Raw genomic sequence first — 16,199 nt, 5'->3', positions numbered from 1 at the left:
ACATTCGACAGGCGGTGCGTCATGATATGATTGTCACCTAAATTGTCATACAATCTTGTTGTCGAATGATCCGGCCGATCTCGGCCGGCGGCGAGAGGGGGAATCCACCATGAGCACCGAGCCCGTGTATGACATCGCGCACCTTGGGCATGTCGAGCTGTTCACGCCTGCCATCGACGAGAGCTATGGGTTTTTTCGCGATATCCTAGGCATGGAGGAGGTGGGGCGCGAGGCGGGCTCCATCTACCTGCGGTGCATGGGCGACTACGAGATGTACTCGCTCATCCTGACTGAGTCCGACCGAGCGGGCGTCGGCCATACGGCGCTTCGCACGACGAGCGAGCAGGCGCTTTCACGCCGAGTCCGAGCGCTGACGGAGGCCGGCGTCGACGGGGAATGGGTCGATGAAAGCTTCGGACATGGACCCGCCTACCAGTTTCGCGGGCCGGATGGGCATTTGTACGAACTGTACTACGAGACGAGCTATTACCATCCGCCGGAACACCTGCGCCCCTTCCTGAAGAATCAGCCGCAGAAGTTCACGGGCCGGGGCGTGGGGGTGAAGACGCTCGATCACATCAACTTTTTGTCGTCGGATGCGGAGCGCGACGGCGACTTCGTGGAGTCGGTCCTCGGGCTCAAACTCACAGAACAGATCCGGCTGGACAACGGCAAGAGGCCGGGGGGTTGGTATCGCGCCATGAACAAGTCGTACGACGTCGTGTACACCTTGGACGCGACAGGGGCCCGAGGTCGCCTGCACCACATCGCCTTTCGCGTCGACACGAACGAGAGCATTTGGCGAGCCGCGGACCTGTTTGTCGATCACGGCGTGTTCATCGAATTTGCACCCAGCAAGCACGCCATCAACCAGACCTACTTCGTGTACGTGTATGAGCCCGGCGGCAATCGCATCGAGGTGTGCGCGGGCGGCTACCTCGTGCTCGCACCGGACTGGCAGCCCATCACCTGGACGGAGGCCGAGCGCGCTCGCGGCCAAGCGTGGGGCAACAAGACGGTGGAAAGCTTTCACCACTATGGCACGCCTGTGGTATAACTGTTCCAGATGACAAGTCGACCGGAGGCGTTGCCCACGTGGAAGTCCCAAGTCAGGGTTATACCGAAGAGGAGTGTTACAGGCGCCTGCGCGACGCCATCATCGACGGTACGCTGATGCCGTCTCAGCGGCTCGTGGAAATGGATCTCGCGCGCTGGCTGGGCGCGAGCCGAGCTACCATTCGCACTGTCCTCGCCCGCCTGGAACAGGAGGGCTTGGTGGAACGCGAGCGGTACCGCGGTGCCCGCGTTCGCCACGTCTCCCACGAGGAAGCGGTGGAGATCCTGGAGGTCCGCATGGCGCTCGAATGCCTGATCGCGCGGTACGCTGCGCTCCGGGCGACGGACGAAGACGTGCGGCGGCTGGAAGACATCATCTCCTGGATGCGGCGCCAGTACGAGGGGAACGACTTGCTCTCGTACTCCGACGGCAACGCGAGACTCCATCGGACCATCGCCGAGATCTCTCGGCACAACACCGCCAAGCGATTGCTCGACACGCTCAATTCTCAAAGCGTTCGATACCAGTACCGCACCATCTTGGCGCCGAATCGATCGGCTGCCTCCATGCAAGAGCACGAGCGAATCGTGGACGCGATTCGCCGACGCGATCCGGACTCGGCGGAGCAGGCCATGCGCGTTCATCTAAGCCAAGTCTGCGACACGCTCCGCAGCATGCGCCAGGGATTTTAGCGCGAGGGCGGGGAGCCTCGCGCCGTTGCGCCCAACTTTGTCGTCTATTTTGTAGGACAATCATGAATTCCATTTGGAGAGAAGGGACGCGAACCCATGGCACAACGGGAGGACATCGTCTCGCTCCTCAACGGCCTGTACGACCTGCACGTGCACGTGTGGCCGGACCTCGTCGAGCGAAGCATCGACGACGTGTCGCTGGCCCGTCAATTTCGAGACCTCGGCTGGTCGGGCTTCGCCCTAAAATCTCACTACTTTCCCACGGTCGAACGAGCGAAAGTGGTGTCCGGCGTGGTGCCCGAAGTCGATGTGGTGGGCGCCGTCGTGTTGAATCACGCCGTGGGCGGGTTCAATCCGGTCGCCGTGGATATCGCCGGGCGAGCGGGGGCGCGCATCGTGTGGCTGCCCACCGTCGACGCGGCGAACGAAAGCCCCGAGAAGCAGGCGGCCCGCGGGCAATCTCATCTGCCGTTTTGGGCGCGCATCCAATCGGAGGTGCGGGCGGAAGGCATCGGGCTCGAGCCGATCTCGGTATGGGACGAACAGGGCCACTTCCGTTCCGATCTCGCCCAATGCCTTGAACGGGTTCGTCACCACCAGATGGCGCTCGCGACGGGCCATCTGGCTCGAGACGAAATTTTCGCCGTCGTGGAGCGCGCACGGGCGCTTGGGATCCAAAAGGTCATCGTGACGCACGCGCTGTTCCCTTCTGAAGCGTTGTCGATTGAAGACCAGGTGAAGCTCGCCGATCTCGGCGCCTTCATCGAACACTGCTACACCACGTTTTACACCCAGAAGTGCGACTGGGGCGTGCTCTTCGAGGCCATCCGTGCGGTGGGGCCAGAGCGCACACTCCTTTCCACGGATCTTGGTCAGACATCCAATCCGGGCGTCGTGGACGGGATTCTGGACTTCGCCACGCGCCTTCTCGACGCCGGATTTTCGCCCGATGCCCTGAGAACGATGTGGGTAGACAACCCTCGCAAATTGATAGGACGCGAGGCGTGAGATGCACGTCGCATGACATGGATTCGAGAAGTGTTGATGAAAGGAGAGGCTGTCACGTGCAGAACCAGGGAACGTTGATGGTCGTGAGCGCGCACGCCGCCGACTTCGTGTGGCGGGCTGGAGGGGCCATCGCCTTGTACAGCGAACGTGGCTGGACGGTGCGCGTCCTGTGTCTCACGTACGGCGAGCGAGGTGAGTCTGCGAGCCTGTGGAAGGAGGGCAAATCGCTCGAAGAAATCAAGCGCATTCGGCGCGAGGAAGCGGAGCGGGCTGCGGACATCCTGGGCGCCGAGATCCGCTTCTTGGATGTTGGAGATTACCCCATCGAGGTGACGCCGGCGTTGCGAGATGCGCTTGTGCAGGAGTTTCGCAAGTATCGTCCGGACGTCCTGTTGTCGCATACGTTCGTGGATCCCTACAATGCCGACCATCCGCGCACGGCCGAACTCGTCCGCGAGGCAAGGATCCTCGCGCAGGCGCACGGGTATCCGTCCGAATACCCGCCCATCGGCGCCCCGCAGCTGTACTCGTTCGAACCTCATCAGCCCGAACAGTGCCAGTTCCGAATCGATCTTCTGTTGGACATCACGCCGGTCTTCGACAAGAAGCGACAGGCGATGGAATGCATGCAAGCCCAGGAGCATCTCTGGGCGTATTACACGGATGTCGCCAAGCGCCGCGGTGTGCAGGCGGGCCGCAATTCCGGACAACCCATCGTCTACGCAGAGGCGTATCAGCGCGTGTTTCCTTCCGTCGGAGGTGAGTTCGTGTGAGGCCGGTCATCGTCACGCACATCGAACGGCCGGAGCGCTCGCTCGTCGAACACCTGGGCCGCCATTCCGTCGCGACGCTTCACGAAGCGATGGGGCGCGACGGGCTGATGTTGCCCTACATGCGGCCCATCTACCGAGGCGCGCGCGCGTTTGGCACCGCCGTCACGGTCCTGTGCCAGCCCGGGGACAACCTGATGATTCACGCCAGCGTCGAGGTGTGCCAACCAGGGGACGTCTTGGTCGTCACAACCACCTCGCCGTCGACCGACGGGATGTTCGGTGAACTCCTCGCGACCTCGCTCATGGCGCGCGGCGTGGCGGGGCTAGTGATCGAAGCGGGAGTGCGCGACGTGGCGGAACTCGAGAAGATGGGCTTTCCGGTCTGGTCTCGCGCCATCTCGGCTCGGGGCACCGTCAAAGCGACCCCGGGGTCCGTGAACGTGCCCATCGTGTGCGCGGGAATCTGCGTTCGGCCGGGCGACGTGATCGTCGCTGATATGGACGGCGTGGTCTGCGTGCCGCAGGAGCGCGCGTTGGAGGTTGCGACACGGGCCGACGCGCGCGTCGAAAAGGAAGAATCGACCCGGGCCCGTCTCGCCGCTGGGGAACTTGGCATCGACGTGTACGGACTGCGGGACAAGCTGCGGGAGCTCGGTGTGGCATGGGTTTGAGCTGTGGTGCCGGAACAGGGTGGGGGGGAGCGGCATGAAACTGGGGTTCATCGGATTCGGCGAAGCCGCGAGCGCCATCGCGTCAGGACTTCGGCAGGCGGGCGCCATCGACATGGCGGCGTACGACGCGGCTTCTGCCGAGTCCTGGAGGCCGCGGGCGGAGGAGCTTGGTGTCTCGTGCAAGGCGTCGGTGGCGGAGGTGGCGGGCGAATGTGATGTCATCTTCTCCTTGGTCACGGCGCAAGCCGCACTCGAGGTGGCGCAGCAAGCCGGTCCGCATCTGTGCGAGGGGGCGCTGTATGCCGACTTCACCTCGTGCTCGCCAGCCGTCAAGCGCGCCATCGGAGACGTCATCTCCCGGCACCGTCCGTCGGCTCAATACGCCGCCGTCGCGGTGATGTCGGCGGTGAAGCCGCACGGCCATCGGGTGCCCCTTGTCGTGGATGGCGACGGCGCGCGCAGGTTCCAGGCGGCGTTTACGCTGTACGGCTGCCGGATCGAGGTGTTGGACGGCGAGGTGGGCGGGGCCGCCCTTCTCAAGATGTGCCGCTCCGCGGTGCTGAAGGGCCTGGAGGCGCTGTTTCTCGAAGCCTTGGCCGCCGCTGAGAAGATGGGACTGGCCGATCGCGTCCTCGCCTCGCTCGACGCCTCGTTCCCAGAACATCACCTTCGAGATCTGGCCCTGTACCTTGTCGAGCGAAACCTGGAACACGCAGACCGGCGAGCGCACGAACTCGGCGAGGTCGCGGCGACGCTCTGCTCCGTCGGCGTGGAGCCGCTGGTGGCCGAAGCCGGCTATCGGCGGCTGACGCGTGTGGCCCAGGTTCGTGCTGCCCTGAAGCAGCGCCCGGGAGATGTCCGAGCGTGGCTCAGGTCACTGGCCAACGCGGAGGACGCGTGAAAGGGAGCCCGCGACTTTCCAATTCGAACGGTGAGAAAAAGAAGGCCGCCCGCGTGGCGGCCTTTCGAGTTGGGAACGTGTGGAGAGGATGAAGCATCAACACCGACCTCGGACAGGTCACACCGTCTGCGCGAGCCGCAGTTCGAGCGGCCGATAATGCGTGGCGTTGACATGGCGGACCGTGCCCGTGCGAACCCGCATCACGACAGAGTGCGTATGCAGGTAGTCGCCTTCGCGACGCACGCCCTCGAGCCAATCCCCATCGGTGATGCCCGTCGCTGCGAAGATGGCATCGTCATCGCCGGCGAGATCGGACAGCGTCAGGGTCTTGGCGACGTCGAGGCCGAGTTGCTGGCAGCGCTCGCGCTGCTCGGGAGTCTGCGGCATCAATCGGCCTTGGAAGTCGCCGCCCAGGCAGCGCAGAGCGACCGCCGCGAGGACGCCTTCGGGCGCGCCACCCGAGCCGATGTACAGATCTGTGCCGCCGCGAGGCAGCGCCGTGGCGATAGAGCCCAGCACGTCGCCCGCGTTCAGCAGCTTGATCCGCACACCCAAGCGCCGAGCCACTTCGAGGTGGGCTTTGTGGCGATCGCGCTCGAGCATGGCCACGGACAGCTCCGACAGAGGTTTGCCGAGCGCTTCGGCGGCCTTCCGCAGCGTGGTCTCCAGCGGATCGTCGAGGGACAGGATGCCGCGCAGGCGAGGGCCGCACGCGAGCTTCTCCATGTACATGTCCGGGGCCTTCAACAGATGTCCTCGTGGGGCGATGGCCGCGACCGAAAGGGCGTTCGGCAGCATTTTGGCGACCATGGACGTGCCTTCGATGGGATCGACGGCCACATCCACGCGCGGCCCGCGTCCTGTCCCGACCTCTTCCCCTTGAGCGAGCATGGGCGCTTCGTCCATCTCGCCCTCGCCAATGACCACGACGCCGCGGATGTTGACGGTGCGGAACATGTTGCGCATCGCCTCCGTGGCAGCACCGTCCGCGCCGTCCGCATCACCCCGGCCGACCCACCTGCTGGCGGCAAGCGCGGCCGCCTCTGTGACGCGAACGAGTTCGAGAGCGAGCTCTCGATCCATCGGCGATCCCTCCTTGGTAACTCCGTTGGCTGCGATCGGCTTCCATCGCGCGGTGTTCATGACTGCGCGGCGACCCGTCGATTGGTACGCGCAGACTCACCTTCAACAGAATTATGACATCACAATCTCGGTTTCGTCAATGCGTTCACGAAAATTGTTGCGTCATAATTCGTTCTGTGGTATGAACGAAGTACAGGGAATTCGAATTGTGATGTGTCACATGGCGAGCTCGCGGCAAGCGCACGGCGACCCATGTGCAAGCGCTTCGCCGGATGGGCGACACGAAGGCCGCGACAAGGGGGATGCAAGATGGCGCAGGTGCAGGATGTACAGCGCGATCAGGCGCTCACGACCCGGTGGGTCTATTCCTTTGATCAAGCAGATCCGAAAAACCGAAGCCTTTTGGGCGGCAAAGGCGCCAACTTGGCGCAGATGGTTCAATGGGGGTTTCCCGTCCCGCCTGGCTTTACCATCACGACGGAGGCTTGCAACGAATATTGGGCGCGGGGCGGCAAGTTTCCCGAAGGGCTGCTGGACGAGGTGGCGCTCGCCATCCTGCGGCTCGAGCGCACGGCCGGGAAGCGATTCGGCGACGCGTTTCAGCCGCTCCTTGTTTCCGTGCGCTCCGGCGCGCCCGTGTCGATGCCGGGCATGATGGACACCATTTTGAATCTGGGCCTCAATGATCTGACGGTGCGGGCGCTGGCGAATCAGTCGCAGGATCCCGCGTTCGCCTACGACTCGTACCGCCGCCTGATTCAAATGTTCGCAAACGTGGTGTTCAACGTATCGCTGGAGCCGTTCGAACACGCGCTTAGGGCGGCGAAGGCCAAGCACGGCGTTGAGCGCGATCGCGACCTTCCGGCCGACGCGTGGAAGGATCTCGTGGCGACGTACCTGAAACTGTTTGCAGAACACGTCGGACAGCCGTTCCCGCAGGACGTGAACGTGCAATTGGAACTCGCCATCGAGGCCGTGTTCCGCTCGTGGAACAGCCCGCGGGCCATCGTCTATCGCAAGGCTCACGGTATCCCTGAGACCCTCGGCACAGCGGTCAACGTTCAGGCCATGGTGTTTGGCAACATGGGCGACGACAGCGGCACGGGCGTGATCTTCACGCGCCATCCGTCGACGGGCGAGCCCGTCTTGTTCGGCGAGTTCTTGGCCAACGCTCAGGGCGAGGACGTGGTCGCGGGCATTCGCACGCCTCAACCCATTGCCGATCTCGCCCACACCATGCCGCACGTGTACGAGTCGCTTGTGGCCCTCGCGAAACAGTTGGAGACGCGCTTCCGGGACATGCAGGACGTCGAGTTCACGGTGGAGCGGGGCAAGCTGTTCGTGCTGCAGACGCGGAGCGGGAAGCGCACGGCGCAGGCGGCCGTCCGCATCGCCATCGACATGCTGCATGAAGGCCTGATTCAGCCGGAAGAGGCGCTCCTGCGCGTCGACGCCCAGCATCTGCGCCAGCTTTTGCACCGGCGGCTGCAGGGAACGGATGCACTGCAGGTGTTCGCCAAGGGGCTTCCGGCGTCTCCAGGCGCGAGCGTGGGCCGAATTGTGTTGGATGCGGACACGGCGGTGGAGTGGGCGCAGCGCGGCGAGAAGGTCGTCCTCGTGAGGCCTGAGACGACGCCCGAGGACATCCACGGCGTGCTGGCCGCGGAAGGCGTTGTGACGACGCACGGTGGGATGACGAGCCACGCGGCGGTTGTGGCCCGCGGAATTGGCAAGCCGGCGGTCTGCGGCTGTGACGGCGTGCACATCGACTTCGAGGCGCGTCAGGTCGAATCGAACGGCGTCGTGCTGAAGGAAGGTGACGTCATCTCGGTGGACGGCGGAACCGGGACGGTGTATGTCGGAGAGGCGCAGATGGAAGAAGCGAAAATGGCGGACGAGCTGAAGGAGTTGCTGTCCATCGCGGACCAAGTGCGGCGCCTCAAGGTCCGCGCCAACGCGGACACGCCGGAAGACGCGCGGCGCGCGCGAGAGTTCGGCGCTGAGGGCATTGGCCTGTGCCGCACGGAACACATGTTCCTGTCGCCGGATCGGGTGCCGCTCGTGCAGCGCATGATTTTGGCGACCACGTCGGCTGAGCGACAGGCGGCCCTGTCGAAACTGCTGCCGCTCCAGGTCTCGGATTTCACCGCCATCTTCGAAGCGATGGACGGCCTGCCGGTGACCATACGTCTGCTGGATCCGCCGCTGCACGAGTTCCTGCCGCGCGAAGAGGAGCTGGCCGAACGCCTCGAGGAGCTTCGCGCGCAGGGCGCGTCCGAGGACGAGATCGCCGAGACGGAACAGTTGCTCCGGCAAGCCCGATACCTGCGGGAGGCCAACCCCATGATGGGTCTCCGAGGTTCTCGGTTGGGCATCGTGTACCCTGAGATCTACGATATGCAGATGGAGGCCATCATCACGGCCGCGGCGCAGGCGAAACGCCGAGGCATCGCCGTCGACCTGGAAGTGATGTTGCCGCTCATCGGCTCTCCGAAGGAACTTCGCGTTTTGCGCGAGCGCATGGAGGAGATCGCTAAGCGGACGATGGAGCGCGAGGGCGTCGAGATCGAATACCGCATCGGCACGATGATCGAGGTGCCGCGCGCCGCGCTGACGGCGGACCAGATTGCGGAGGATGCGCAGTTCTTCTCCTTCGGCACCAACGACCTGACGCAGATGACGTTCGCCTTCAGCCGAGACGACGCCGAGGGGAAATTCCTCAACGTATACCTGGATCGGGAGATCTTGCCTTACAACCCGTTCGAGACGCTGGATACGGAGGGCGTCGGCAAGCTGATTCAATGGGCAGTCGAAGCGGGGCGCAAGCGCCGTCCCGATTTGAAGACCGGCGTGTGCGGCGAACACGGGGGCGATCCGGCGTCGATTGCGTTCTGCGAGGACATTGGGCTCGACTACGTCAGCTGCTCGCCCTTCCGCATCCCGGTCGCGCGGATTGCCGCGGCGCAGGCGGCCGTGCGCAAACGCATGACGGGTTGATGAGGCGACACCCAGGGGGACAAATGGAGACAAGATGAGATGCGGATGTTGATGTACAATAGAGACACACGCGATCCGATTCGCGGCCAGGCGGTCGAGTGTCCGCCTGGCCGCCTCTTGCTGGGGGAGAGGCCCATCGAACTCACACCTCGTCAGAAGGAAATTTTGCGACTCGTGCAGGCGCATCAACCCATCACCGGCGATCAGATCGCGGAAATGCTCGGCGTCAGCCGGCCCACCATTCGCTCGGATCTCTCGTTGCTCGTCATGCTGGGACAGCTGGACGCCAAACCGCGGGTGGGATATTTTCTTGCCGATCCGGCAGAGCCGGCCACGCCCGTCCCTTGGCGCGATCTGCGCGTGGGTGAGGTTCAGTCCCTCCCGGTGATCGTCCGCGAAACGACGACGGTCCACGACGCCGTGATCACCATGTTCCTGGAGGACGTGGGGGGACTCATTGTCGCGGATGAAGAGGGGCGGCTGCAGGGGGTCGTCTCTCGCAAAGATTTTCTGAAATTTACGCTGGGAAATGCCAGCGCAACCTCGCTTCCCGTGGGCATGATCATGACCCGCTACCCGCACATCGAGACGGTGACCCCGAATGATCTCGTGGTCGACGCGGCGAAGCGGATGATCGAGTACAAAGTCGATAGCCTGCCCGTCGTCCAACCCTCGAGCGAGGATGGCAAGCCGCCGATTGTGGTCGGCCGGATCACCAAGACGACGCTGGCGCGCCTGGTGGCAGAATGGGGGACCAACTGGCGATGACCGAATCGAACGTTCAGGACACGCGCACCATCTACATCTGTTCCGATTCGCTGGGAGATACGGCCGAGGCCGTGGTTCACGCGGTCATCCATCAGTTTGACATGCGGCGCGTGAAGATCGTCCGGTACGCGCAGGTGCGCACGGAGGACGAGATCCGCGAAGTGGTGGAGGCGGCCAAGCAAACGGGCGGATTCATCGCGTACACGCTCGTGCAGCCAGAATTGCGCGAGATGATGAAGATGGAGAGCATCCGGCTGGGCGTGCGCGTTGTCGACATCATGGGCCCGATGATGCAGGCCTTCATCGATACGTTTCACGATCACCCGAAGCAAAAGCCGGGCCTTCTGCACGTCTTGAACGAGGATTACTTCCGGCGCGTGGACGCCATCGAGTTCGCGGTCAAAGCGGATGACGGGCGCGATCCCCGGGCGCTCTTGCAGGCCGACGTCGTCCTCATCGGCGTCTCACGCACTTCCAAGACCCCGGTGAGCATCTTCCTCGCCCACAAGGGCCTTCGCGTGGCCAACCTGCCGCTCGTGCCCGAGGTCAGGCCTCCCGCGGAGCTGTATCAGGTGCCGCGATCGCGCATTGTGGGCCTCACGATGGGCGTCGAACAGATGATGCGGATCCGCAGCCAGCGCCTCAAGCACATGGGGCTGCCCGTGCTCGCGCAGTACGCGGATCGAAAGCGGATTGAGGAAGAGTTGCTGTACGCCGAATCGATTGTGCGCGATCTCGGCTGTCCACTCATCGACGTCACGGACCGGGCCATCGAGGAAACGGCGCAGCGGATTCTGGAACTCGTGTCGAAGGATCGGGAGAGAGAGGGGCACAGGCAGCCGTAGGACACCTTGCCCTCTCAGAATTTCAATGGAGAAATGAGAGATCTGATCTCTTCGAATCGGTTTCGGCCCGTCGCCAGGAAGGATGGAATCATGCAGCGTTCCCGAGCCGCGGGCGTTTGGGCGGCCCGCGGACTGCTCGTCTTCGTCACGCTCGTTTGGGGCGCCACGTTCACGCTGACCAAACAGGCGCTCGCCGTCTTGCCGGTGCACGCATTTCTCACCCTCCGCTTTGCTGCGGCCGCGATCGCCACGCTGGGACTTGCGATCTTGTCCCGCCGCAGGTCTTCGGCATGGAACGATGCGCGCACGTGGGCCGTCGGGGTGCTGGCGGGCATCCCGCTCGGCGCGAGCTTTCTGCTCCAGACGGAGGGCCTTCGAACCATCACGCCTGGGCTCAGCGGATTTCTGACGGGGCTGAACGTCGTCATGGTTCCCATTCTGGCGAGCGCGATGACGAAGCGGCGGCCAGGCGCCCGCACCTGGTGGGGCGTGGCCCTGGCATGCACCGGACTTCTTTTGATGTGCGCCGGCACGCCGCTCGCCGGGCGATTCCCAGGCGTCGCGGAGACGATTCTATGCGCGATGTGCATTGCCCTGCAGATTGTCGTCGTGGATAGGTGGGCGAAAGGGCTCGACGCGTTCGCCGTCGCCGCGGTGGAAGTGTGGGTCACGGCGCTCTTGACGTGGGCCGCCGCCCTTTTCGCCGGACAATGGGCGCCGCTCGCGGACGTGCGCACCTGGACGCAGCCTGTCACGTGGGCGGCCGTGCTCGTCAACGGCCTTCTCGGCACAGCGTTTGCGCTTTGGGCGCAGAATTGGGCTCAGGAGCGCCTGTCGTCCGCGCAGACGGCCATCACGTTCGCGCTTGAGCCCGTCTTCGCCGCGGCCATTGGGTGGATGGTGCTTGGCGAGGCCATGACGTGGCCCGGGATCCTCGGAGGACTTTTGATTGTCGCGAGTATGGCGGTGGCGCCGGCGTAACGGCGCGAGCCGTGATTTCTTTCTCGCTTCTCTTTTACGTCCGATAATCGATATTATGTCAAGTTATAAATCGAAGCCGGGGCGCGTCTGAGCGGACACCTGGCCCTTCCCCTTCACACCTCCACATTCGTCATGGCCGGCGGATTGAGCGCGATGGAGCCCGACGACGAGATGGCGATCTCGCTCGCGAGCTCCGGTTGCGCGAGCTGTCGGACCAATTGGTCGCCGCCTGAGGTCTGGCGGTACACAGCCGTCACGAGGCCGCCCGCGTTGACCGTGCCGTAGTAGAGCGTGTTGCCGACGACGCCGAGGAGCGCCGCATTGGACTTCACAAGCTGCCAGTCCATTTGAAACTCCGGCGTATAGCTGCTCGTCTGAGGGGTCTGATAGAGGCGAACCACGTTCCATTGGCCGCCTTGGTTGATCTCGAGGTACAGGTTGTCTCCGGTCTCGGTCATCGCGATATTCTTGATATAACCCGGCGGTACGGTGACAGGCTGAATGGTCTCCATCGTGCCCACGTGGTAGACCTCACTCGACCCGCCCGCTTCGATGAGCACGAAGATGTCGTTCGTCTCCGTGCTGTACGTCACTTTCACAATGCGCGCATCCGGAGACAGATTGGAGAACACGGGCACGCTTGCGGCTGTCTCGTCAGCCTGGAGCCCGTTCGACACGTAAAACGTGTTCAGTTCCAGGTTGCCCGGCGACCGCTCCTCCCCGACAAACACCTCGGCGTTGCCGAGCCAGTCGACGTACTGCACCGGGTACAAATCGGTCGCTTCGCTGACCTGCGTCCCCGTATCGAGCTGCACCACGTGGACGGTGTCCCAACCGCTCGAATCGGACGTGACATAGGTGGCATATTCGCCGTTCGGTGAAACGGTGACGCCCGCGTACTCGCGCTTCAGCTGAAGGAGTTCGAGCTGTGCTCGGCGATGCAAAGCCGCCTCGATCTCGCGCTGCGAGGTGGTCTGCTGGGAGACGAGCAGATGGTTGAGATGATAGAAGAACAGCGATTCACACGCAGTGCAGAGCGCGGCGAGCGCGAGAAAACGGCGCCCCACTCGCCTGCCCCTGGGTTTGAGTTCCACTTGGCTCATCGGCTTCCCTCCCCCATCCCTCAGTTCGGCATGACGACGAACGCGGTCGCTACGCTGCGCGCGCCCGTGAGGTCCACCGGCGTGTTGACCATCCGGCCGTTGTACACCATGGTCGTGGACGAACCGCCGTCCAAATCCGCGGCGATCACGGCGTGGTATTGGAGCATGATGGCCGTGATGTCGGCCATCGAAGCGCCAAGATGACCAAACTGTCCTCGCCCGTCCGTCACCACCATGATCACCTTCCCGTCGGCCGTCTGTCCGATGGCGGTGCGCGGGTTGAGTCCCTGATCCGGGACCTGCACAGGCTGCCCGTTCAGCACGAGCACGGGTCCGAAGCTGAGGGCCTGCGTGACGTGCAGCTTCTCGAGATCGGCCAGAGAGTAATCCCCAGCGATCATCTGGCCGCCGCTCGTAAATCCGATTTCTGGATACTTAGCAGTGCTGTCCGCCCCCGTGATCACGCGCCCGTCGACCATCGTGATGCCGAGCGGCAGCGCGCCGGTACCCTGCTGATTGCTGTCCGCGAACGCTCCGCCGTTGATGCCGGCCACGGCGCCCGCGTCCTGCACAAGCTGCGGAACCGTCTCACCCCGCTCGCCGATGTACTTCGTCACCGCGACCCGCACGCGCTTCGGGTTGTCCACCACGAGGATGTACGCCGTGAACGTGCTGCCGTGATAGGTATACAGATGAATGGAGTTATCCGCGTTGTTGAAGTCGCGGCTCACGATGTCCGAGATGGGCAGCGTGTCCGATACAAGGCTGCCGCTCAAGGCGTGATCCGCGATGACCGACTCGGGAAGCGTGTAGAGCGACAGCGGGCGAAGCAAATAACCGTGCCGCGTTTCGTCCAGTGTGTCGATCACGTACGTGCGAAGCGCAGGAAAGGGCCCATGAAAGACCAAGAGCGACGACGACACGAAGGCGTACAGCGCTGTGGCGACAATCACGCCCAACCATCCACGGCGCCGCTTGGGCTTCTCCTTGGCCTCCGATTCGTGAACGCGGGCGGTCCGATGAGGTCTCCGATCCAACGCTGTCCCTCCCTGCATCCTGGATTCCGGCGTAAAGACGAAGGAGAACGCGACCCCGTTCACGCCAATCCGCACGACTCTCTCGCGCCTATTGTACCGAAACGAAGCGTTCCGAGCGACTGCGGCGCTAGGATGGCGGGGCCTTCTGTGGTGGACTGGCATCGATCTCATGCGTCAGACGAGCCAACGTTTGGATCACGTGGTAGAGTCGTACCACCGTCCGCGCGATCACGTCCAACGTGCGCCAGTTGACCTCCATCGCCTCGACATGACGGCGGACGCTCCCTTGGTGCCACAGTTCACCCGACGGATCGATGACAATCTCACCCGTCCCTCTTCTCAACTCGTCCGCCAGCGAGGACAGGGCGCGATCGATCCACAGCGCGATCTCCTGTTCCTCCTTCGTCAACGGTCGTTCGGCCCTGCCTTCCCACGTGTAGGCCTCGAGCGACAGCAAGGTGTCCGAAAAACGGTGCATGCCCACCAAGATGGCCACCATGATGTGCGCGTGCAGCGGTGGCGCGACGGGTTCCGCGAGCACCTGGCGAACGGCGGCCGCTGCGTTCGTCCTCGATACGCGCACCGCCTGGCGCTCGCGCGCGAGTCTGCGCGGCGATCCTTTGCCGCCCTCTGCGAACACGCCCAAGACGCCACGAAAATAGTCTCGTTCTCGCTCCACAGCCTGCGCGAGCGCGCGGTTCACCTGCTGATGCTGCCAGGTCGGCCACATCAAGTAGATGAGGATGGCGAGCGCGCTGCCGACCAGCGTCGCCAGCATCCGATCCGCCATGGTGGGAATCGGCGCCTGTCGCTCGAAAAGGGAGAGCAAAACGACCATCAGCGCGGTCAGCGCACAGCTGAAGAGCGCGTAATTGTACGTCACCCACATGTACATGAGCGATCCGAAGACCACGATGCACGCGCTCGCAAACATCCCTGTGCGATCCGGCACGGCCACGAGCAGCAGCGTCGCGAGCAGAATGCCCCCCATCGTCCCAAGCACGCGGGCGATCCCGCGCGTGAACGTGCTCGTGAAGTCCGGACGAAGAATGATGTTGGCCGTGAGCGGCACCCAGTACGCGTGCGACCAGGGCAATGCGACCGCGAGCGTTTCGCCGATGCCGACGGCGATGGCGACGCGCAACGCGTGGCGGAAGATGGCAGAGTCCCACGTTAGGTGGCTTTGAAGTGCCTGCCAGGCCTGCTTGATCTTCGAAGCGGTTGACTCGAGCGCCTCCGGCGGCAAGGCGTGCACGCCCGGTTGGACGAGATCGTCCCTGAGGGCCATCAGGGAACGCGCCACGGCCTCGACGTGCGCCGCCGTCTCCTCCTTGCGCTCGACGCCCTGCGCCGACTGAGCGATGGCGGAGAGTTCCGCCGAAGCGCGCTCGAGGATGTACATGAGAGGTTGAGCCCGCTTGTCTCCCTGCGCGATGAGCCACACGTGGTCGCCCAGCGCGGAGAAAATGGGCGCGCACTGGCGAAGGATGTCTCCGGCGAAGACCGCGTCCCCGAGTTCCTGGGCGTAGGCCCTGCCGCGGGCGATTTCGGCGAGCGCCACCACGTACATGCGAATTTGTTCCGCGCCATCGAGCAGTCGGTAGAGGCGGAAACGGTGTCGCTTCGGCATGTACGAGTCTCGAAGCAGATCGCTCGCTTCGACGAGCGACGCGGCCAACTCGAGATCCGCCTGGCGCGAGGGGGACGCGGCGTACGCGCCGAGCTTCCGATACACTTTCGAGACAGACTGGGCCTCGGCGCTTTGAGGGCTGACGAGATCGACCGCCAACATGAGGGCCGTTTGAAGCAAACCACCGCATGCGACGAGGCACGTGCGGTACAGCGCGCCGGATACCGACTGCGGGCTTGTGGAGATGAGAATCAGGGCGTTCGTGGCGAGGAGCCCCACCTGTCCGCTCGGTTGGCTCACGCCGAGCATCATGCCTGACAGCCAGCCGCTCAGCGCGGCCACGAACACGATGAGCCACGCGCGGTGGCCCGCCAAGGCGCCGATGAACGTGGTGACGCTCATCCACGCGGTGGCAAACAGCATCGTGCGCAGGCGGCGACGCGCGGTTCCCGCATTGCCCGCGAATCCGGCGACCAGCGCGCCGACGGCGACGCCGATACCCGACAGCAAATGGCCCGAATTCAGACCCCACGCGAGCGGAATGAGGATCCCGACGCCGTTGCGCAGGCCTGGGAGCACGCGCAGAGACGTGCGGTCTCGCTCGATCACGCTGTGCAGCGATCGCCACGTCCGCCTGCGAATCAAATGCGACC

The 16,199-nt window shown here is 64.0% G+C and carries 14 protein-coding genes; 10 read left to right on the top strand and 4 right to left on the bottom strand.

From position 1 onward, the window contains the following. Positions 1–109 precede the first annotated feature (109 nt). From AACI_RS07950 to AACI_RS07925, 6 genes are all read left to right on the top strand, one after another. A complete protein-coding gene (locus tag AACI_RS07950; protein WP_012810933.1) occupies positions 110–1,057 on the top strand; it encodes a VOC family protein in 948 nt (315 codons plus the stop codon). A 38-nt stretch (positions 1,058–1,095) separates the two neighbouring features. After that, on the top strand, positions 1,096–1,749 hold the full coding sequence (locus tag AACI_RS07945; RefSeq protein ID WP_012810932.1) for a GntR family transcriptional regulator: 654 nt from the start codon (positions 1,096–1,098) through the stop codon (positions 1,747–1,749). A 96-nt stretch (positions 1,750–1,845) separates the two neighbouring features. Continuing rightward, on the top strand, positions 1,846–2,757 hold the full coding sequence (locus AACI_RS07940) for a DUF6282 family protein (protein ID WP_012810931.1): 912 nt from the start codon (positions 1,846–1,848) through the stop codon (positions 2,755–2,757). Positions 2,758–2,813: 56 nt separating this feature from the next. Next, positions 2,814–3,530: a PIG-L deacetylase family protein gene (locus tag AACI_RS07935; RefSeq protein WP_012810930.1), complete on the top strand. Its 717-nt coding sequence runs from the start codon at positions 2,814–2,816 to the stop codon at positions 3,528–3,530. Beyond that, positions 3,527–4,201 (top strand): 4-carboxy-4-hydroxy-2-oxoadipate aldolase/oxaloacetate decarboxylase, encoded by a 675-nt coding sequence (locus AACI_RS07930; RefSeq protein WP_012810929.1) that lies wholly within the window; start codon positions 3,527–3,529, stop codon positions 4,199–4,201. The genes AACI_RS07935 and AACI_RS07930 overlap by 4 nt, the downstream gene beginning before the upstream one ends. 34 nt (positions 4,202–4,235) lie before the next feature. Continuing rightward, positions 4,236–5,102 carry a DUF1932 domain-containing protein gene (locus tag AACI_RS07925; RefSeq protein WP_012810928.1) on the top strand — a complete coding sequence of 289 codons (867 nt, stop codon included), beginning with the start codon at positions 4,236–4,238 and terminating at the stop codon, positions 5,100–5,102. Positions 5,103–5,219: 117 nt separating this feature from the next. Here the strand turns inward: AACI_RS07925 and glpX are convergent, their stop codons facing one another. Continuing rightward, on the bottom strand, positions 5,220–6,185 hold the full coding sequence (glpX, locus tag AACI_RS07920) for a class II fructose-bisphosphatase (RefSeq protein WP_012810927.1): 966 nt from the start codon (positions 6,183–6,185) through the stop codon (positions 5,220–5,222). A 309-nt stretch (positions 6,186–6,494) separates the two neighbouring features. Here glpX and ppdK point away from each other — a divergent pair, with 309 nt between their 5' ends. The 4 genes from ppdK to AACI_RS07900 all read left to right on the top strand — a co-directional run bounded on the left by ppdK (position 6,495) and on the right by AACI_RS07900 (position 11,776). Next, complete coding sequence (ppdK, locus tag AACI_RS07915; protein ID WP_041707438.1) at positions 6,495–9,182, top strand: pyruvate, phosphate dikinase; 2,688 nt, start codon at positions 6,495–6,497, stop codon at positions 9,180–9,182. 39 nt (positions 9,183–9,221) lie between these two features. Next, positions 9,222–9,950 (top strand): helix-turn-helix transcriptional regulator, encoded by a 729-nt coding sequence (locus AACI_RS07910; RefSeq protein ID WP_148213759.1) that lies wholly within the window; start codon positions 9,222–9,224, stop codon positions 9,948–9,950. Continuing rightward, complete coding sequence (locus AACI_RS07905) at positions 9,929–10,795, top strand: pyruvate, water dikinase regulatory protein (RefSeq protein ID WP_012810924.1); 867 nt, start codon at positions 9,929–9,931, stop codon at positions 10,793–10,795. Before AACI_RS07910 ends, AACI_RS07905 begins: the two co-directional genes overlap by 22 nt. Positions 10,796–10,885: 90 nt before the next feature. Then, complete coding sequence (locus AACI_RS07900) at positions 10,886–11,776, top strand: DMT family transporter (RefSeq protein WP_012810923.1); 891 nt, start codon at positions 10,886–10,888, stop codon at positions 11,774–11,776. A 113-nt stretch (positions 11,777–11,889) separates the two neighbouring features. On the opposite strand, the gene AACI_RS07895 is transcribed toward AACI_RS07900, so the two are convergent. The 3 genes from AACI_RS07895 to AACI_RS07885 form a co-directional block, all read right to left on the bottom strand. Then, a complete protein-coding gene (locus AACI_RS07895; protein ID WP_012810922.1) occupies positions 11,890–12,879 on the bottom strand; it encodes a hypothetical protein in 990 nt (329 codons plus the stop codon). Between the two features lie 20 nt (positions 12,880–12,899). Further along, positions 12,900–13,916, bottom strand: coding sequence for a phosphodiester glycosidase family protein (locus tag AACI_RS07890; RefSeq protein WP_012810921.1), 1,017 nt, complete (start codon positions 13,914–13,916; stop codon positions 12,900–12,902). Positions 13,917–14,043: 127 nt separating this feature from the next. Beyond that, on the bottom strand, positions 14,044–16,191 hold the full coding sequence (locus tag AACI_RS07885; RefSeq protein WP_041707436.1) for an FUSC family protein: 2,148 nt from the start codon (positions 16,189–16,191) through the stop codon (positions 14,044–14,046). Between the last annotated feature and the right edge of the window lie 8 nt (positions 16,192–16,199).

The sequence above is a fragment of the Alicyclobacillus acidocaldarius subsp. acidocaldarius DSM 446 genome (assembly GCF_000024285.1).
In the GTDB taxonomy this organism is placed as follows: domain Bacteria; phylum Bacillota; class Bacilli; order Alicyclobacillales; family Alicyclobacillaceae; genus Alicyclobacillus; species Alicyclobacillus acidocaldarius.
Note: the sequence above shows the minus strand (reverse complement) of the source record. Positions and strands in the feature narration are given on the sequence as shown.